At 64.2% G+C, this 17954-nt stretch carries 23 protein-coding genes; 16 read left to right on the top strand and 7 right to left on the bottom strand.

Going from position 1 to position 17954, the window contains the following annotated elements; translation table 11 throughout:
• Positions 1–44: 44 nt before the first annotated feature.
• The 8 genes from AC1VVM_RS10975 (at position 45) to AC1VVM_RS10940 (ending at position 6092) form a co-directional block, all read left to right on the top strand.
• On the top strand, positions 45–842 hold the full coding sequence (locus AC1VVM_RS10975) for a response regulator transcription factor (protein ID WP_482903964.1): 798 nt from the start codon (positions 45–47) through the stop codon (positions 840–842).
• Positions 835–2475, top strand: a complete 1641-nt coding sequence (locus AC1VVM_RS10970; RefSeq protein WP_482903963.1) for a sensor histidine kinase — start codon at positions 835–837, stop codon at positions 2473–2475. The genes AC1VVM_RS10975 and AC1VVM_RS10970 overlap by 8 nt, the downstream gene beginning before the upstream one ends.
• A gap of 1 nt (position 2476) precedes the next feature.
• Positions 2477–2914 carry an HPr kinase/phosphorylase gene (locus tag AC1VVM_RS10965; protein ID WP_482903962.1) on the top strand — a complete coding sequence of 146 codons (438 nt, stop codon included), beginning with the start codon at positions 2477–2479 and terminating at the stop codon, positions 2912–2914.
• Between the two features lie 53 nt (positions 2915–2967).
• A complete protein-coding gene (gene rapZ / locus AC1VVM_RS10960) occupies positions 2968–3930 on the top strand; it encodes an RNase adapter RapZ (RefSeq protein ID WP_482903961.1) in 963 nt (320 codons plus the stop codon).
• Between the two features lie 51 nt (positions 3931–3981).
• Positions 3982–4389: a PTS sugar transporter subunit IIA gene (locus AC1VVM_RS10955; protein WP_132385162.1), complete on the top strand. Its 408-nt coding sequence runs from the start codon at positions 3982–3984 to the stop codon at positions 4387–4389.
• A complete protein-coding gene (locus AC1VVM_RS10950) occupies positions 4386–4664 on the top strand; it encodes an HPr family phosphocarrier protein (protein WP_132385161.1) in 279 nt (92 codons plus the stop codon). Before AC1VVM_RS10955 ends, AC1VVM_RS10950 begins: the two co-directional genes overlap by 4 nt.
• 10 nt (positions 4665–4674) lie before the next feature.
• Positions 4675–5499 (top strand): TrmH family RNA methyltransferase, encoded by an 825-nt coding sequence (locus tag AC1VVM_RS10945; protein ID WP_482955061.1) that lies wholly within the window; start codon positions 4675–4677, stop codon positions 5497–5499.
• Positions 5500–5657: 158 nt separating this feature from the next.
• A complete protein-coding gene (locus AC1VVM_RS10940) occupies positions 5658–6092 on the top strand; it encodes an META domain-containing protein (RefSeq protein ID WP_482903959.1) in 435 nt (144 codons plus the stop codon).
• A 3-nt stretch (positions 6093–6095) separates the two neighbouring features.
• On the opposite strand, the gene AC1VVM_RS10935 is transcribed toward AC1VVM_RS10940, so the two are convergent.
• From AC1VVM_RS10935 to recR, 3 genes are all read right to left on the bottom strand, one after another.
• Entirely contained in the window at positions 6096–7691 is a 1596-nt protein-coding gene (locus tag AC1VVM_RS10935) for a DNA recombination protein RmuC (protein WP_482903958.1), read from the bottom strand.
• 68 nt (positions 7692–7759) lie between these two features.
• Complete coding sequence (gene def / locus AC1VVM_RS10930; RefSeq protein WP_132385157.1) at positions 7760–8329, bottom strand: peptide deformylase; 570 nt, start codon at positions 8327–8329, stop codon at positions 7760–7762.
• A 62-nt stretch (positions 8330–8391) separates the two neighbouring features.
• The gene (gene recR / locus AC1VVM_RS10925) at positions 8392–8988 is read right to left on the bottom strand and encodes a recombination mediator RecR (protein ID WP_482903957.1); all 597 of its coding nucleotides are present in this window, start codon (positions 8986–8988) and stop codon (positions 8392–8394) included.
• Positions 8989–9048: 60 nt separating this feature from the next.
• On the opposite strand from recR, the gene fmt reads away from it, so the two are divergent.
• Positions 9049–9957 (top strand): methionyl-tRNA formyltransferase, encoded by a 909-nt coding sequence (gene fmt / locus AC1VVM_RS10920; protein WP_482903956.1) that lies wholly within the window; start codon positions 9049–9051, stop codon positions 9955–9957.
• Between the two features lie 4 nt (positions 9958–9961).
• On the opposite strand, the gene AC1VVM_RS10915 is transcribed toward fmt, so the two are convergent.
• Entirely contained in the window at positions 9962–10483 is a 522-nt protein-coding gene (locus AC1VVM_RS10915) for a cupin domain-containing protein (RefSeq protein ID WP_482903955.1), read from the bottom strand.
• A 98-nt stretch (positions 10484–10581) separates the two neighbouring features.
• Between AC1VVM_RS10915 and truA the strand changes: the two genes are divergently transcribed.
• On the top strand, positions 10582–11328 hold the full coding sequence (gene truA, locus AC1VVM_RS10910) for a tRNA pseudouridine(38-40) synthase TruA (protein WP_482956342.1): 747 nt from the start codon (positions 10582–10584) through the stop codon (positions 11326–11328).
• 58 nt (positions 11329–11386) lie between these two features.
• Here truA and AC1VVM_RS10905 read toward each other — a convergent pair whose 3' ends face one another.
• The 3 genes from AC1VVM_RS10905 to AC1VVM_RS10895 form a co-directional block, all read right to left on the bottom strand.
• A complete protein-coding gene (locus AC1VVM_RS10905; RefSeq protein WP_482955060.1) occupies positions 11387–11872 on the bottom strand; it encodes a hypothetical protein in 486 nt (161 codons plus the stop codon).
• A gap of 388 nt (positions 11873–12260) precedes the next feature.
• The gene (gene cobS / locus AC1VVM_RS10900) at positions 12261–13253 is read right to left on the bottom strand and encodes a cobaltochelatase subunit CobS (RefSeq protein ID WP_482955059.1); all 993 of its coding nucleotides are present in this window, start codon (positions 13251–13253) and stop codon (positions 12261–12263) included.
• Positions 13254–13336: 83 nt separating this feature from the next.
• A complete protein-coding gene (locus AC1VVM_RS10895) occupies positions 13337–14065 on the bottom strand; it encodes a winged helix-turn-helix transcriptional regulator (RefSeq protein WP_482955058.1) in 729 nt (242 codons plus the stop codon).
• Positions 14066–14219: 154 nt separating this feature from the next.
• Between AC1VVM_RS10895 and AC1VVM_RS10890 the strand changes: the two genes are divergently transcribed.
• From AC1VVM_RS10890 to AC1VVM_RS10865, 6 genes are all read left to right on the top strand, one after another.
• Positions 14220–14888: a glutathione S-transferase family protein gene (locus AC1VVM_RS10890; RefSeq protein ID WP_482955057.1), complete on the top strand. Its 669-nt coding sequence runs from the start codon at positions 14220–14222 to the stop codon at positions 14886–14888.
• A 3-nt stretch (positions 14889–14891) separates the two neighbouring features.
• Complete coding sequence (locus AC1VVM_RS10885) at positions 14892–15263, top strand: DUF1428 domain-containing protein (RefSeq protein WP_482955056.1); 372 nt, start codon at positions 14892–14894, stop codon at positions 15261–15263.
• A 2-nt stretch (positions 15264–15265) separates the two neighbouring features.
• Positions 15266–16066, top strand: a complete 801-nt coding sequence (locus tag AC1VVM_RS10880) for a VOC family protein (protein ID WP_482955055.1) — start codon at positions 15266–15268, stop codon at positions 16064–16066.
• Positions 16067–16165: 99 nt separating this feature from the next.
• Positions 16166–16792: a glutathione S-transferase family protein gene (locus AC1VVM_RS10875; RefSeq protein ID WP_482903951.1), complete on the top strand. Its 627-nt coding sequence runs from the start codon at positions 16166–16168 to the stop codon at positions 16790–16792.
• On the top strand, positions 16789–17283 hold the full coding sequence (locus tag AC1VVM_RS10870; RefSeq protein ID WP_132385147.1) for a VOC family protein: 495 nt from the start codon (positions 16789–16791) through the stop codon (positions 17281–17283). The genes AC1VVM_RS10875 and AC1VVM_RS10870 overlap by 4 nt, the downstream gene beginning before the upstream one ends.
• Complete coding sequence (locus AC1VVM_RS10865) at positions 17280–17945, top strand: glutathione S-transferase family protein (RefSeq protein ID WP_482955054.1); 666 nt, start codon at positions 17280–17282, stop codon at positions 17943–17945. The genes AC1VVM_RS10870 and AC1VVM_RS10865 overlap by 4 nt, the downstream gene beginning before the upstream one ends.
• Positions 17946–17954 lie beyond the last annotated feature (9 nt).

The raw sequence follows: 17954 nt of genomic DNA, 5'->3' as shown, positions 1-17954 counted from the left end.
CGCTAGGCGTTTGTCGCTAGCGATAAAGAGGACCCCGCAGCCTCATGGCAGAGCCTTCGACAGCCCCCGGAAACGGCGAGACGATCCCTGCCCCCGCCCATGCGGGAGAAGTCCGGGCCGAAGCGCCCGCGCGTATCCAGACGATCGCGCTCGTGGATGACGACCGCAATATCCTCGCCACGCTGTCCATCAGCCTTCAGGCCGAAGGCTTTGCCACGCGCGTCTACGCCGATGGCGAGGCGGCGCTGAAAGCGCTGCTCGACAATCCGCCCGACCTTGCGATCTTCGATATCAAGATGCCGCGCATGGACGGGCTCTCGCTGCTTCAGGCGCTGCGCGCGCAGTCCAGCCTGCCGGTGATCTTCCTCACCTCCAAGGATGAGGAGCCGGACGAAGCGCTCGGGCTGGCCATGGGGGCGGACGATTATATCGCCAAGCCGTTCAGCCAGCGCCTGCTCGTCGCGCGCATTCGCGCCATCCTGCGGCGCAGCGAACTCGTGCGCGCGCCCATCGACGCCGACTCCGGCGAAAGCCTGCCGGACACGGTGGTACGCGGACGCCTGCAACTCGATCCCGCCCGCCATCAGGTCGCATGGGACGGCACGCCGGTCTCGTTGACGGTTACCGAGTTCCTGATCCTGGAGGCGCTGGCGATGCGCCCGGGCGTGGTCAAGAGCCGCAACCAGCTGATGGACGCCGCCTACAGCGAGGACGTCTATGTCGACGACCGCACCATCGACAGCCACATCAAGCGCCTGCGCCGCAAGTTCCGCGCCGTCGATCCCGAGTTCGCCGCAATCGACACGCTCTATGGCGCCGGTTACTCCTTCGCCGATGGCTGAACACCACCGCACAAAGCGGTCCAAATCGTCCCGCGCCACCTCATCCCGTCACCCCTCGTCCGGCAAGGCCTCGCTCGGCGTCCGCCTCGGCCTGCCTTGGCGCGTCTCGCTCACGGCGCGCATCCTTGCCGTGAACGTCATCGCGCTGGCGCTGTTGGCAGGCAGCCTGTTCTACCTCGACAGCTACCGGCGCGAATTACTGGACGAGCGCTACCGCCTCGCCGCCTCGCAGGCCGAGATCGTCGCCCATGCCCTTTCCGGCACCGAGGGAGATCAGCGCCGCGACCTGATCGCCCGCATCGGATCGAGCGAAACCCTGCGCCTTCGCCTGTTCGATGCGAAAGGCCATCTGATCGCGGACAGTTTCGCACTGGCCCCGCCGTCCTATACGCTCGTCGATCCGGCCACCGAGCCGTGGCTGCAGGACGCCGCCCGCGCGCTGGACAGCGGCATGAACTTCGTCCTCGGCTCCCCCCCGGTGCCGCCCTATCACGACAATCCGGGCGCCAATGCCAGCGCCTGGCCTGAGATCGCCACCGCCCTCGCCAACGGCCGCACCGAAGTCAGCAACGAGGCCGCGCCCGACCAGACCCCGGTCATCATCGCCGCAACTCCGGTGGGCGACCGGGGCGATGCCCTGCTCGTCACCCGCAATGCGCGCGACATCACCGAGAACGTGCGGATGGCGCGTCAGACGCTGGCGATCATCGTCGGCGGCGCGCTGGGCGTCTCGATCCTGCTCTCGCTGTTCCTGGCCCGCACCATCGTAGAGCCGCTGCGCAAACTGGTGCGCGCAACGGTGCGCGTGCGGCTCGGCCGCGACCGCAGTGTGGTGGTGCCTCGCCTGCCTGACCGGCGTGATGAAATCGGCCTGCTCGCGCGTGCGGTCTCGGACATGAGCGGCGCCCTGCGCCAGCGTATCGACGCCGTCGAGAGCTTCGCGGCCGATGTCGCCCACGAACTCAAGAACCCGCTGACCTCGCTGCGCAGCGCGCTCGAAAGCCTCGACCGGGTCGAGGATGCGGACCTGCGCCGCCAGTTGCTCGGCATCGCCAAGGATGACGTGCGCCGCATCGACTTCCTCGTGACCGAGATCGCCGATGCCAGTCGCATCGACGCCGAACTGAGCCGCACCACGTTCGAACCGGTCGATATGCTGCGGCTGGTGCGCGCACTGGTCAACGAACGGGAGCAGCGCGGCGTCAACGGGAACTGCCCGGTCGAGATCCTCGAAGCCGCCGGGGTCGATGCCTATGGGGCCGACCGGCTGGTCGTCCCCGGGGATGCCGGACGGCTCGAACGCGTGCTCCAGAACCTGATCGACAATGCCATCTCGTTCTCGCCCGCCGGTGCGCCGATCGAGATCATGCTGACCCGCGAAGCGCAACGCGTGGTGATCGCCGTTTCCGACCACGGACCCGGCATTCCCGAGCCCGCGCGCGAACGGATCTTCGAACGCTTCCACTCGCTGCGCCCTTCCGGCGAGGAATTCGGCAAGCACAGCGGCCTCGGCCTCGCCATCGCGCGCACCATCGTCGAGGCGCATTTCGGCAAGCTGCGCGCCACGGATCGTATCGACGGCGAGCATGGGGCCCGGCTGGTGTTCTCCCTCCCCGCATGGCAGGGCGAGTGACATGACGGGAACACCGCCTCTCGTGCGTCAGGCCACCAGCGTCGCCATCGACGGCCGCGCGATGCTGATCGAGGGCGATTCCGGAACGGGCAAGTCAAGCCTCGCCCTGGAACTCATCGACCGGGGCGCGGTGCTGGTGGGGGACGACGCCGTCCTGCTCGAAGTGTCCGGCAACCGTCTTCTGGCCCATCCCCATCCCAATACGCGCGGGCTCGTCGAAGTGCGCAACCTTGGCATCCTGCCCTTCCCTTGCGCGGAGGAGGCAACGGTTGCGCTCGTCATCGTGCTCGACCCGCAGGCGCCGCGTTTCATCGAAGCGGCCGATACTATTGAAATTGCGGGAATCGCCATCCCGCTGGTGCGCCTCTGGCCGCACGCGGGCCCGCTCGCGCTCAAGGCGGAACTGGCACTGTCCCACTTTGGCAACAGGGTTTGCTGACAGCACTACCCTCCCTCTTCCCTTTCCGGTCCGCCCGGCGCAAACAGGCCCTCATGACCCCCGATTCCCCGGAAAGCGAATATCTGTCAGAGGCCCAAGCCATCCCGGACCGTCAGCGCGTGCTGCTGGTCACCGGCATGCTTGGCGCCGGCAAGACGACCGTGCTGCGCGTCCTTGAGGATCTGGGCTGGGAAATCATCGACAACTTCCCGGTGCGCCTGCTCGAACGCCTGATCGAAAGCGCGCCGGTGGCCGACCAGTCGCCGCGCCCGCCGCTGGCGATCGGCTTCGATTGCCGCACGCGCGGTTTCGATCCCGAACGCGTGATCGGACAAGTCCGGACGCTCAGCGAGCGCGGCGATATCGAACTCAATACCCTGTTCCTCGACTGTTCGAGCAAGGAGCTGGAACGCCGCTTCAACGAGACCCGTCGCCGCCACGCATTGGCCGCCGATGCCCCGGTCGATACCGGCATCCGTGCCGAGCGTGAGTTGCTTGCACCGCTGCGGCGCTGGGCCGATCTGCTGGTGGAAACCACCGAATTCACCTCGAACGACCTCCAGCGCGTGATTCGCGAGCGTTTCTCGGCCGAACGGCCTGACGATCTCACGCTGACCATCTCCAGCTTCGGTTTTTCGCGTGGAATGCCACCGCTGGCCGATCTGGTCTTCGATATGCGCTTCGTGGAAAATCCCCACTGGGATCCCATACTGCGGCCGATGACCGGACTGGATGCGCCGGTGGGCGACTATATCCGGCGGGATCCGGCCTTCGACGAAGCTTTCGAGCGAATCCGCGATCTTCTCCTTCTGCTCCTTCCCCGTTACCGCTCACAGGGAAAGGCCTATGTCCACGTCGCATTCGGGTGTACGGGGGGGCGGCACAGGTCGGTATTCACAGCCGAGCGCATGGCTGCGGCCTTGCGCGAAGCGGGATTTTCGCCCACATTGCTGCACCGCAACCTGGGCTCGCGAGCAGCCGATCTTCTGGAAGGAGGTCAGCGGCGTGAAAAATGAACAAACAATCTGGTCGCCCAAGCAAGAAAAAGTTCGGAGCCCGTTTCCAGCATGATCGGCATGATCCTGGTTACCCACGGCAATCTCGCCGAGGAGTTCGTACACGCGATGGAGCACGTCGTCGGCGATCAGTCGGCGGTGGCGACTGTCTGCATCGGTCCCAATGACGATATGGAGCGTCGCCGTAGCGAGATTGCCGAGGCAATCGTCGCGGTCGACAGCGGCCAGGGCGTCATCATCCTTACCGACCTGTTCGGCGGAACCCCCTCCAATCTGGCGATCTCGCTGATGGAGGCCGGGCGCGTCGAAGTGATCGCCGGCATCAACCTGCCGATGCTGATCCGCCTCGCCAAGGCGCGCGAATGCATGTCGGTGCGCGAAGCCGCCGCGGCCGCGCGCGACGCAGGCCGCAATTACATCACCATCGCAAGCGAATACCTGGGGCAAGACGCCGCATGAATGATTGTCGTGAGACGGTCCTGATCGTGAACCAGCGGGGGCTGCACGCCCGGGCCAGTGCCAAGTTCGTAAACCACGTGGCCGAATTGCCGGCCACCGTGCTGGTCAAGGTTGGCAAGGACGGGATCGAGGCCGCGGGCAATTCGATCCTCGGGCTGATGATGCTCGGCGCCGCCAAGGGCGACACGATCGAGATTTCCTGCGTGGGCGATGGCGCACCTGACGCGCTGTCGGTGCTGGCAGGCTTGGTCCGCGATGGATTCGGCGAAGAATAAGGGCAGTCCGTTGGCCGAGCGCCGCACTATTACCGGTTTTTCGAACCCGCTGGTCAAATTCCTGCGCTCCTTGCGCGAGAAGAAGCATCGCAAGCGGGAAGAGCGTTTCCTGGCTGAAGGCCTGCGCCTGCTCACGGATGCGCGCGAATGCGGCGTGCTGCCCGAGATGCTCGTCATGGCCATCGGGCGCGAACCGCACCCTCTGCTTGACGCCCTGGAAGAGGCCGTGGCCGCCGCCGGCGGCGAGATCGTCGAGATGGACGAAGAGATCCTTGCCAAAGTCACCGGCAAGGACAATCCGCAGGCCGTGGCCGGCGTCTTTGCCGAATTCGATACGCGCCTTGCCAATCTCGACCGCGCCGCTGCGCCGATCTGGCTGGTGGCGCAGGCACTGCGCGATCCGGGTAACCTTGGCACCATGCTGCGCACCGGCGACGCCGTGGGCGCTGGCGGCCTGATCCTGATCGACGACTGCGCCGATCCCTTCTCGGTGGAAGCGGTGCGCGCCAGCATGGGCGCGATCTTCACGCAGAAGATCGCCATCGCGCGCTGGGACGAATTCCTGCCCTGGCTGCGCAATGGCGATGGCGGAAACGGGGGCCAGCTTGTCGCCGCATCGCTGCGCGATCCCACCGATTACCGCGAGGCACCTTACGCCGCACCCTGTTTCCTGATGGTCGGCAACGAATCGCAAGGCCTGCCGCAGACCTATGAGGAGGCCTGCGACCTTCGCGTGACCATCCCCATGCTGGGCCGCGCCGACAGCCTCAATGCCGCCGTCGCCGGCGCCGTGCTCGCCTACGAAGCCTTGGCGCATCTGCGCCCGGGCAAGTAAGCGCCGGTTTGTCCTGAGAGCGTTCGGAACAAGGTAATGAGGCCGGTGCCTTAAGCTCCAGCCTCATTAGCGATCTACACCAATACATGCGCCCCGCCGCCTTTCCGAAAGGCCGTGTTCATCACAGCCTCAGGTCGGTTGTGGCAGGAGCGTCGACGATGGTTCGTCACGCCCTTCTGCCGGTCTTCTACGCCGCCTCACTCGCTGCATGCTCGGGCGGCGGAGGCGACTCGCAGCTTTCTCGCAGCAGCTGGCGCTTCACGCTGATCGATGGCCAGCACCCGCAGACGGATGGCGCCCGCATCACGTTCGAAGGTCGAAAGATCGGCGTGCGTGTCGGCTGCAATCAGATGGACGGCCCGTGGCGAGTCGATGACGACCGGCTGGTTGCCGGACCGCTCGCGCTGACCGAAATGAGCTGTCCGACACCAGCATGGGATCAGGAAAAGGCGATCGGCGCTCTGCTCGTTGCCACGCCGCATTTTACCGTCGATCGCAACCGCATGGTCCTGCAATCAAGCGGCCACACTGCCGAGCTGCAACGGGAAACCAGCGTAGCCGGGAATGACAAGCTCCCCGGCACTGGCAGTTAAGGCTTATTCGGCCGCTTCGGCGCTCTCTTCTTCCGACTCGTTCGAGAAGTCCGCGATAACCGCGCCGGATTCGGAAAAGCGCGGCGCGGCTTCGACCATCGGCACATCGTCCGAAATCTCGCGCTTGCCGATCTTGATGTGCTTTTCGGTCAGGCGGCGCGCGCGGCTCATCACATTGCCCTCATAAGTCCGCGCGAAATCGTTGAAGCTGTTGACCGCGCGGCCGAGATGCACGCCGACCTTCGACAGATCGTCCTGCGTCTTGGCAATGCTGTCATAGAGATCGCTGCCGAGCTTGCCGATCTCGCGCGCTTCCTTGGCCAGCCCTTCCTGTTGCCAGACCTGCGCGATGGTGCGGCAGATGGCAACGAGATTGGTGGGGCTCGCCAGCAGCACGCGGCGCTCGAAGGCATAGTCCCACAGGCTCGAATCGTGATCGAGCGCAGCGGCAATGAAGTGCTCGCCCGGCACGAACATCAGCACATAGTCCGGCGCGTTCTCGAACTGGCTCTGATAGCTCTTGGTGCCCAGTGTCTGGATATGGTTGCGCATCGAGGCGGCATGAGCGTCGAGGAAGGCAAGCCGCGCCGTCTCGTCATCCGCCTCGAAAGCATCCTGATAGGCATTGAGCGAGACCTTGGCGTCGATCACCAGTTGCTTGTTGCCGGGAATGCGCACGATGGCGTCGGGACGCAGACGTCCCTCATCGGTATCGATCGAATGCTCGGTGACGAAATCGGTATGTTCGGTCAGCCCGCACTGTTCGAGCACGTTCTTGAGCTGCTGCTCGCCCCAGCGTCCGCGCGCCTTAGGCGCATTGCGCAGCGAATTGCCGAGCCGCACGGCCTCTGCCCGCACTTGCTCCTGCCCGACCCGAAGCGCCTCGATCTGGCCGGTAAGCTGGCCGAAGGCATCGACGCGCTTGGCCTCCAGCGCGGTAACCTGCTCCTCGTAGCTCTTCAAACGCGCGCCGACGGGTGCGAGCAAAGTGGCAATGCGCTCGGCATTGGCCTTTTCACTTTCCTCGAAACGCGCACCGGCGCGGGTCAGGAAGGCCTCCTGCGCGCCCGCCAGAACCTTGGCCCCGGCATTCTCGAATTCCTTGCGAAGCGCTTCCTGCGCTTCGATCAGCAGACGCTTCTGCTCGTCGAAATTGGCGGATTTTTCGCGCAGGGTGGCGAGTTCGGAGGCCAGTTCGCGCTGTTCGCGGCGCAGGGCGTCGACAAGCGACGCATGTTCGCTGCGCGTGCGTTCCAGAATCTGCGTGAGATCGGTGCGTGTGCGCTCCAGCACGGTTCCATGCTCACCGCGCAGCCGTTCGATCGTTTCGCCGTGGCCACGCCGGGCAATATCCATCGCCTCGGCATGGTCCACGCGGCTGCGTTCGAGCGCTTCGGCAAGATCGTCGGCGCGGATGGCGCGTTCACTCGCCGAAGCGAGGTCGCGAATCGCGGCGCGGAAACGCTCATCCAACTCGCGCGCCTCGCGGTCGCGCGTTTCGTGCCGGGTTCGCCATTCGGCCACAGGCCGCGATCCGAGGAACCAGCCGGCTCCAAGACCGACAACAAGCGCGAGAATGGCGACGACAGCGATTTCCATCCCGGCAGCATAACCGGAACATTCAGGGAACGCCAGCCCTCAGGCCGGCTTTTCCCCAAATCGCGAAATCAGGCGGCCTTGCGCATCTTGTCGAGCTTCTTGAGCGCCATCTGGCGCTTCAGGCGCGAGAGGTGATCGATGAAGAGAATGCCTTCGAGATGGTCCATCTCATGCTGGAGGCAAGTGGCCATCAGGCCATCCATGTCTTCCTCATGAACATTGCCGTCGAGGTCATGCCAACGCGCGCGGATGCGCGACGGGCGTTCGACATCGGCGAAGATCTCGGGCACCGAAAGGCAGCCTTCCTGATAGACCGTGTGCTCTTCCGAAGGGTCGAGAATCTCCGGATTGATGAAGATCCGGGGTTCCTTCTTCGTCGGCTGGTGCGTGTGGTGATGCCCGCCGTGCGAGGAGCACACTTCAGGTTCCGCATCCTCGTCGTCAGGCTGGAGATCGATCACCAGAACGCGCAGCGGCACGCCCACCTGAATGGCGGCAAGGCCGATGCCCGGCGCGTCATACATGGTTTCGAACATGTCCTCGACGAGCGTCTTGAGCTCGTCGTCGAACTTTTCGACGGGGACCGAAACCTGCTTGAGACGCGGATCGGGAACTTCGAGGATTTCACGGATAGCCATGCCCGCCAAATAAGCGCGATGGCCGTTTTTCGCAAGATGGACGCTTCGATGACAGTGATCGGTCAGCTGACCGGTCGCCGCGCGCGGATCGCCTGGGCCAGCGTGCCCTCGTCCAGATAGTCGAGTTCACCGCCCACCGGCAGGCCATGGGCAAGCTGCGTGATCCGCACCGCAAGCCCTTCCAGGCGCTCGGCAATGTAGTGCGCCGTGGTCTGTCCTTCGAGCGTGGCGTTCATCGCCAGCACCACTTCGTCGATGCCGCCTTCTTCCACGCGGCGGAGCAGGCGGTCGATCGTCAGGTCCTCCGGCCGCACGCCGTCGAGCGCCGAAAGTCGGCCGCCGAGGACATGGTAACGGCCGTTGAAGAGTCGCGCGCGGTCGAGCGCCCAAAGGTCCGCCACTTCCTCCACCACGCAGAGCGAGCAGGCATCGCGGCGCGAATCGGCGCAGATGCCGCAGGGATTGGTCGTATCGATATTGCCGCAGGTCTGGCACTCGACCAACGCTTCCCGCACGGCTCCCAGTGCATCGACCAGTTGCACGAGCGAGGTTTCCCGCCGCTTGATGAGCCAGAGTACCGCACGGCGGGCGGAACGCGGGCCAAGGCCGGGGAGGCGCGACAGGGCCGCGGTAAGCGTCTCGATCTCTTGCGATGCCATGGCGCCGGAGATAGGGCCTCCGCAGCTTCAGAGGAAGTGTTTCGGAGATTTCCCCACACCATGCGCATCGTCTTTATGGGAACGCCCGATTTCGCGGTGCCCGCACTCGTCGCACTGGTCGAGGCCGGGCACGATGTCGTCGCGGTTTACAGCCAGCCGCCCCGCCCCGGTGGCCGCCGGGGCAAGGAACTGACGCCCTCCCCCGTTCACAAAGAAGCCGAGGTGCGCGGGATAGAGGTTCGCCATCCGGTTTCGCTGCGCAATGCGGAAGAGCAGGCGAAATTCGCGGCGCTCGAAGCCGATATTGCGATCGTTGCAGCCTATGGCCTGATCCTGCCGCAGGCGGTGCTCGACGCGCCGCGCCTTGGTTGCCTCAATATCCATGCCTCGATCCTGCCGCGCTGGCGCGGTGCGGCGCCGATCCAGCGCGCGATTCTGGCGGGCGATCCGACCACCGGCGTCACGATCATGCAGATGGAGGCCGGACTCGACACCGGGCCGATGCTGGCCACCCTGCGCACGACGATCGACCGCAAGACCGCCGGCGAACTGACCGCCGAACTGGCGGATAAAGGCGCGCAGCTCATGATCGGGACCTTGCGCGACCTTGCGGTCCACCGCGCCGTTACCCAGCCCGAGGACGGCGTGACTTACGCGAAGAAGATCGACAAGGCCGAGGCGCGACTCGACTTCACACACCCGGCCGAGCAGGTCGAGCGGCAGGTGCGCGCTTTCATGCCTGCGCCAGGCGCCTTCTTCGAACTCGATGGCGAACGGTACAAAGTACTCGCGGCCGATGTTGTCGAGGGCAACGGAGAACCGGGCACGACGCTCGACGACGCACTCACCGTGGCCTGCGGCGAAGGGGCCGTCCGCGTCACCCGCATCCAGCGCGCGGGCAAACCCGCCATGACGACGGCCGACCTGCTGCGCGGCCGCCCGATTCCCGCGGGCACGCGCCTCGGCTGATTCGTTACGTGCGTTCAGGTAAGCGGCGGACTGGCGGCGCCTCGTCCGCCCAGCGGGCCTGCGCCTCGCGTACGAGGCCTGCGCTTTTCGCCCAGCCTTCCGGCGACTTGTCGCGAATGCGGATGTCGAAAGCGTCGGTCGAGCGGAATTCGAGGACTTCGGCGCCCTCCGGCCCCGCGACATAAGCGTAGGGAACTTCGCTGCCGACGAAAAACCCGTCCCCAGCGACCAGCGTCTCGGTGCCAAGCTCCACGCTGCCCGCGACGATGTAATAGAGGCAGTCGCAATCGTGGCTGTGCAGCGGGAGTGCAAATCCGCTCTTGAGCAAAAGCCGGGCGAGGCTCATGCCCGGGCGGCGATAAGGGACATCGACCAGTTCACCGGTTTCCGCGCCAGCTTCGGCGAAAAGCGGAAGCGCGGCCATCATGTTTGGCACCTCGCCCGCCATGGTCATGCAGCCGCATTCGTCCAGCGTGGGTGCATTGCTGCCCCGGAATATCTCGAAACGTGGCGGCGCATCGGCCATTTTGCACTCTCCCCTTAAGCGTCGCGCAGAGAATGCGCCCCTTCTCCGTGCACGCCAAGCCGTTTGCAGCGGGCCCGCAGTCCTGTATCGGCGGCGCGATGACCCGCTTTGCCCTCACTCTCGAATTCGACGGCGCCCCGTACATGGGCCTTCAACGCCAGGCGCATGGCCCTTCTGTGCAGCAAAGCGTCGAGGAAGCAGCCTTTGCGCTCACCGGCCAGAGCACCAGCATGCACGCTGCCGGCCGCACCGATGCGGGCGTCCATGCGCTGGGCATGAAAGCGCATATCGACATCGATAAGCCGTTCACGCCGTTCCACTTCATGGAGGGGATGAATGCGCGGCTGCGTCCCCATCCGATTGCGGTTGTCGCCTGCGAGATCGTGCCGGACGCATGGCACGCCCGTTTTTCGTGCATCGGCCGGTCGTACATCTACCGCATCGCCAACCGCCGCGCGCCTCTGACGCTGGAGCGCGGCAAGGCCTGGCAGGTACCCAAGCCGCTGGACGAAGCCGCCATGCACCGCGCGGCGCAGATCCTGGTGGGCCTTCATGATTTCACGACGTTCCGCTCGGCGCACTGCCAGTCGCAAAGCCCGGTGAAGACGCTCGACCGGCTCGACGTGCGGCGCGAGGGCGAGATGGTGCTGATCGAGGCCGAGGCGCGCAGTTTCCTGCACCATCAGGTGCGCTCGATGGTCGGCTGCCTTGCGCTGGTGGGCATGGGCCGCTGGGATGAGCAGAAGGTCGCCGAAGCGCTGGCGGCGCGCAACCGGCAGGCGCTGGGCCTCAATTCCCCGCCGGATGGGCTCTATTTCGTGAAAGCGACTTACCTCGAGGACTGATTCTGCATGCCGGACATGGTGACATGCCTAGGCGACACGCTGTTCCGGTTACACCGACTTAGCTGCGGCCAGAAGGAAGCGGTGGAGGCAAGGTCGCTTGCCATTCCATTGTTGAATACTCAACACAGACGCGTTCTGGGCCGCATTTCATTTTCTCGGTTATCATACTGCGCAGCTGGTTAACCTGATCACATGCCAGCGTAGGCGCAAGTATTAGAACCATACCGCCGAAGCGATTGTGGGAAGCTTGTTCGAGTAACTGCATCAACTCCTGATTACTGACGTGATTGCCGTTCCACATTAACCGATCAGAGCCGACTTCGACGGCGTTGGACCACATGAGCTCGCCAGATTGGCTGCCTTGCGGCATCCAGCCGGAGACTTGAGGCATACATCTATCAAGGCTGTATGCAGGAAGGGGCGAATTTGCCCTCGCCTGATTGAGGCATCCGAACAGCAACAACGCTGCTACTGCCGACACAATCAAGCGAATCTGCACAGAACCCCCTGAAAGCGCGATCAAAAGCATTTTGCGTCCATTCAAGCGCGTTCGCTAGCCTCAATACAGTCATTCGGCCTGGCACCGCCATACTTCAAGAGCGGACGTCACTGCCTTTCGCTCATTCCGACCATCGTTTCGATCCCGCTCAGGCTGAGCTTGTCGAAGCCCCCGCGGCGTGGCGCTGTTGCTCCCATCCTTCGACAAGCTCAGGATGAGCGGGGTGTGAGGCGGTCGGGCGGAGGAATAGCGTTTCGGGAGAAGCCGGTTCCCCGCTCCAAGGCTGCGGTTGCCGCAGTGTCGGATGACGAAGCGAGAATGCGGTTCGGAGCGACATCTCCGCGCCTCCGCGTGATCCAATCTCCTCAACACCTCTCCACAGGCACAAAAAAGGGAGGCCGGAGCCTCCCTTTCCGATCCCGTCGCGGCCAACTCAGGCCTTGGAGACAATGCTTTCGGGCAGCTCCGTGCCGAACACGCGCTGGTAGTATTCGGCCACCATGACGCGCTCGGTCTCGTCGCACTTGTTGAGGAACGAGAGGCGGAACGCGAAGCCGACGTCGTTGAAGATCGCCGTGTTCTGCGCCCACGTGATGACCGTACGCGGGCTCATCACGGTCGAGATATCGCCGTTCATGAAGCCCTGGCGCGAGAAGTCGGCAACCTTGACCATCTGCGCGATGGTCTTGGCATCGATCTGCGGCACCTTCTTGGAGACGATGTCGGTCTCGACCGGCTCGGGCAGATAGTTGAGGCCGACCACCAGATTCCAGCGGTCCATCTGGCCCTGGTTGATCTGCTGGGTGCCGTGATAGAGACCCGAAGTATCGCCAAGGCCCACCGTGTTGGCCGTGGCGAACAGGCGGAAGTTGCGATCGGGGCGGATCACGCGGTTCTGGTCGAGCAACGTCAGCTTGCCCTCGGTTTCCAGAATGCGCTGGATCACGAACATCACGTCCGGACGGCCGGCGTCGTATTCGTCGAACACCAGCGCGACCGGGTGCTGGAGCGCCCAGGGCAGCAGGCCTTCGCGGAACTCGGTAACCTGAAGACCGTCACGCAGGACGATGGCGTCGCGGCCGATCAGGTCTATACGGCTGATATGCGCGTCGAGGTTGATGCGGATGCACGGCCACTTCAGACGCGCGGCCACCTGCTCGATATGCGTCGACTTGCCGGTGCCGTGATAGCCCTGCACCATCACACGGCGATTGTAGGCAAAGCCCGCAAGGATCGCGAGCGTGGTGTCCGGATCGAAGACATAGGTCTCGTCGATGTCGGGCACACGTTCGTCGGCGACGGAGAAGGCAGGCACCTTCATGTCGATATCGATCCCGAAGGTCTCACGGACGTCGACTTCGATGTCGGGCGCGGCAAGGACGGTGGCGTCGCGGTTCTCGGGCTTCATGGTCTCGGACTCAGTCATCGTGCCTATCGGGTAGACAAGCGGGCGCTGCACCGCAACAGCCTTTGACGGAGGAATGATACGCGCCGGCGAACTATTCCGCTTCAGGACCGGAACTTGGGCGGCAATGCGAAGAGGTCGATAAACTGCGCGGCCAGTGCCGGATCGCCTTCGATCGCCAGCTTTCCGCCCGCCTCCTCCACCGTGCGCTTGCCGTAGAAGACCGGGAGAAAATCGGAGGCGCTATCCGCGCAGAAGCACAGTTCGGGCGCCGTCATCGCGTCTCCGGCGGGATGGACGATCAGTTCTCCGTCTTGCACGCGGGCAGCGAATTTCTGGCCACCGATCTCGAAAGCCGCCAGTAGCGAAAGATCGCCAGCGCGCGCCCGGTCGATCAGCGCCCGCAGCGAAAGCATCAGCGAAACCGGCGTAAACGCTAAAGCCGGATCGTGCCCCGGCGAGCGCAGCCCCCAGCGCACCAGTTCGAGCAGGACCGGCTCCAGCCCGTGTCCCCACTCCGTCAGGCCATAGACCTGCACCGAGGCGGGCAGTGCCAGCTTGGTGCGGCGAACGATTCCCGATGCCTCCAGCGAGACCAGTCGCTCGGTCAGCACTTTGGCGCTCAACGTGGGCAGCGCCGCGCGCAATTCGTTGAAGCGACGCGGACCGAGCAGCATCTCGCGCACGATCAGCAGCGACCAGCGCTCACCGATCAATTCGAGCGCCAGCGAACCGCCGCAGGCGTCTTCATACCAGCGGCCGTGGCGCGCGGCAGCCTGCGAGCCCGAAGCGCATGCCTCCTTCTCCATCCGCTTTGCTCGCTTCGTCGTCATACCAGTTTCATTTAGTAACTTCATAGTTGCTTTTTGTAACTCATAGGATCAGCTTTCTGCAAGAACGATTCGCCGCAAGGGCAACCTTGGACGAACACTTCGCGGGTCCGATTGCGGACCGACCTATGCTATGAACATCATCGGGAGAGAGCAGATGCCTGTTTGCGACAACGCAGCAACGGTGATCAGCGGTTTCAACAACGTGCCCCCACCGGTGCGTGGGCAGGTGCGCGATCTGCGCATCCGCTGGGCGCTCGAAGAGATCGGGCGCGATTATCGGATGGAACTTTTCGACGCGATGGCCCCGCGTACCGACCAGTACCGCGAGTGGCAGCCCTTCGGGCAGGTTCCTGCCTTCGAAGATGGCGAAACGCGCATGTTCGAAAGCGGCGCGATCCTGCTTTACCTTGGCGAACAGGACGAACGCCTGCTCCCCACCGATCCCGCCACGCGCTGGCAGGCGATCACCTGGCTTTTTGCGGCGGTCAACAGCGTCGAGCCGTTCGTGACGCAAGTGACCGCGCTCGACCTCTTCCACGCCGGCGAGGCCTGGGTGGCCGAAGCCCGTCCCGGCGTCGTCCAACTGGCCGAACGCAGGCTCGCAGTGACCCAGAAGGCCGTGCGCGATCGCGAATGGCTGGCGGGCCCCTTCTCCATCGCGGACATCGTCATGGTCACCGTGCTGCGCTGCATTGACCATACCGCGATCCTCGAAGGCTTTCCCGCGCTTGCCGCCTACAAGGCCCGCGCCGAGGCCCGCCCCGCCTTCATCCAAGCCCTGACCGAACAACTGGACGCCTATTCCGCCCCCGCAGGAGAGTGAGCCATGGCCTACGTCGACGGTTTCCTGATCCCCGTATCGCTTGCCAACAAGGACAAGTTCATCGCCCACGCGCGCGAATTCGACGACTACTTCATCGAATACGGCGCGCTTCGAGTCTGGGAATGCTGGGGCGACGACGTGCCCCACGGCAAGCAGACCGACTTTTACCGCGCGGTCGACGCCAAGGAGGACGAGACGGTCTGTTTCAGCTGGATCGAATGGCCGGACAAGGAAACCCGCGACCGGCAGATGGGCCTGCTGATGGAACTGATGAAAAACGACCCGCGCTTTGACCCCGCGCATAATCCCCCGCCCTTCGATGGCGCGCGGATGGTCTTCGGCGGTTTCCAACCTGTCGTCCAAGTGGGAGAATGACCATGGCCAATCCTGTTGGCAGCTTCATCTGGTATGAACTTCTCACCAGCGACGTCGATGGCGCCGCAGCCTTCTACAAGGCGGTGGTCGGCTGGACGTTCTCGGCCCATTCCGATCCCGGTGCGGGCGGCATGGACTACCGCATGATCCAGCGGGACGATGGCGGCATGGCCGGCGGCGCGATGCAGATCACCCAGGACATGGCGATGGGTGGCGCCCGCCCCTGCTGGCTGCCCTATCTCAATGTCGAGGACGTGGACGCCAAGGTCCACGCCATCGTCGCCGAGGGCGGCCGCGAACAATTGCCCGCCTTCGATCTGCCTGTCGGCCGCATCGCCATGGTCGCCGATCCGCAGGGCGTGCCGATCTATCTGATGAAGCCGGTGCCACCCGCGGGCCAGACCGATTCCACCAGCGATGTCTTCTCCGTCACGGAGAACCAGCACGTGCGCTGGAACGAACTCGCCAGCCCCGACCAGGCCGCCTCGATGGCGTTCTACGGCAAGCATTTCGGCTTCGAATTCAATGACAAGATGCCGATGGGCGATATGGGCGATTACTGCTTCATCGGCCACCATGGGCAGACACTCGGCGCGATCATGCAGCGCCAGAGCGACCAGCAGCCGGCGATCTGGCTGTTCTACTTCGGCGTGCCGTCCATCGCCGCGGCGAAATCGGCAATCGAAAACAACGGCGGGAAGGTCCTGATGGGCCCGCACGAGGTTCCCGGCGGGGACTGGATCGTCGTTGCAGTGGACCCGCAAGGCGCCGGTTTCGGCCTTGTCGCCCCCAAGGGCGACTGATCCGCACGCGCATCGGTGAACGCGCCGATCGGCGCTTGACGATCGGCGTTTGTTCCATGATTGTTCCAACTCGGACGCGGATTGCGAGGAGCACCGGGAATGGCTGACTACACCTTCTACACCAACCCCATGTCGCGCGGTCAGATCGCTCGCTGGGCCCTCCACGAAGCCGGCGCCAATTACGATCAGGTCATCATCGATTGGAAGGAAAAGCCGGCAGGCTTTCTGGACATCAACCCGATGGGCAAAGTCCCCACCATCGTCCACCATGCCGAAGGCGGGGATCGGGTGGTGACAGAAGCCGCCGCGATCTGCCTCTACCTTGCCGAGATGCATCCCGAAGCGGGGCTGCTGCCCAACGACGGCGAGATGGCGGACTATTACCGCTGGACGTTCTTTGCGGCCGGCCCGGTCGAACAGGCGATCACGTCGCGCCATTTCAAGAGCGAGCCCGCGCCTGAGCAGGAGATGATGGCCGGCTGGGGCAGCTTCGACCGCACGATGAATGCGCTGGAAAAGCATCTCGAAGGGCGCGACTGGGTTTGCGGCGCGCGCTTCACCATGGCGGATGTCTATGTCGGCAGCGCGGTGGACTGGGGCCTGACCTTCGGCACCATGCCGCCGCGTCCGGCCTTCGTCGCTTATGCAGAGCGGCTTCAGGCCCGCGACGGCTACAAGGCCGCCAAGGCTGTCGACAACACGCTGATTGCGGAGATGAAGAAATGACCGCCCGCACCAAGAACCGCGTCTGCCTCTGGTACGACGGTACGGCCGAGGACGCCGCGACGTTCTACGCCAGCGTCTTTCCTGACACGCACGTCACCGAAGTGACCCGATCGCCCACCGATTATCCCGATGGCAAGACGGGCGACGTCATCACGGTGGAATTCTCGGTCATGGGGATCGAGTGCATCGGCCTCAACGGCGGCCCCAGCTTCCCGCACAGCGAGGCATTCTCGTTCCAGGTCGAGACGCTGACGCAGGAAGAGACCGACCGCTACTGGAACGCCATCGTCGATAATGGCGGCGCTGAAAGCATGTGCGGCTGGTGCAAGGACAAGTGGGGGCTGTCCTGGCAGATCACGCCGAAGGCCTTGTCGGACGCCCTCACCGATCCTGACCGTGCCGCTGCCAAGCGCGCGATGGAGGCCATGATGACGATGCGCAAAATCGATATCGCTGCGATTGAAGCGGCATTTTCCGGAGCTTCCGCGTGAATTCCGAACCCGTCCTCGAACTCTTCGGTCATCCTTTCTCGTCCTACACGTGGAAGGTTCTGATCGCGCTTTATGCTTACGACGTGCCTTTCACCTTCAGGGTGGTTGACCCTGAGCATCCGGACAATGCGGAAGTGGTCCAGACCGCGGGCCCGCAAGGCAAATTCCCGGTGCTGCGCGATGGCGAAAACCTGCTGTTCGAAACGACCTCGATCCTCGAATATCTGGACCGTCACCACATTGCGCCGGGCACGCTGCTGCCCGAAGATCCTGATGCGGCAACGGCGATCCGCATGCTCGACCGGGTCTTCGACAACTACGTGATGAATATCATGCAGATCGTCGTGGACGAGCATATACGCGCACCGGACGATCCCGATATGGCGCGCTGCGCCGAAGCCCGCACGCGGCTGGAACGCACTTATGCCTGGCTTGAAGGCTGGCTGCGATTCTATCCGCAGATGGACCATGTAACCCTGATCGAGTGCGCGGCAGCCCCGTCGCTGTTCTATGCCGACTGGGTGCATCCCATCCCCGAATCGCTGCCTCGTCTTCGGCAATGGCGCGCACATCTGCTCTCTCTGCCGCCAGTCGCGCGCTGCGTGGATGATGCCCGGCCGTTCCGTTCCTACTTCCCGCTCGGCGCACCCGACCGCGACTGACACTCTTCT

The sequence above is a fragment of the Novosphingobium sp. BL-S-33 genome, from assembly GCF_056857025.1.
The sequence above is the reverse complement of the archived record's forward strand: the minus strand, read 5'-3'. Positions and strand labels throughout refer to the sequence as shown.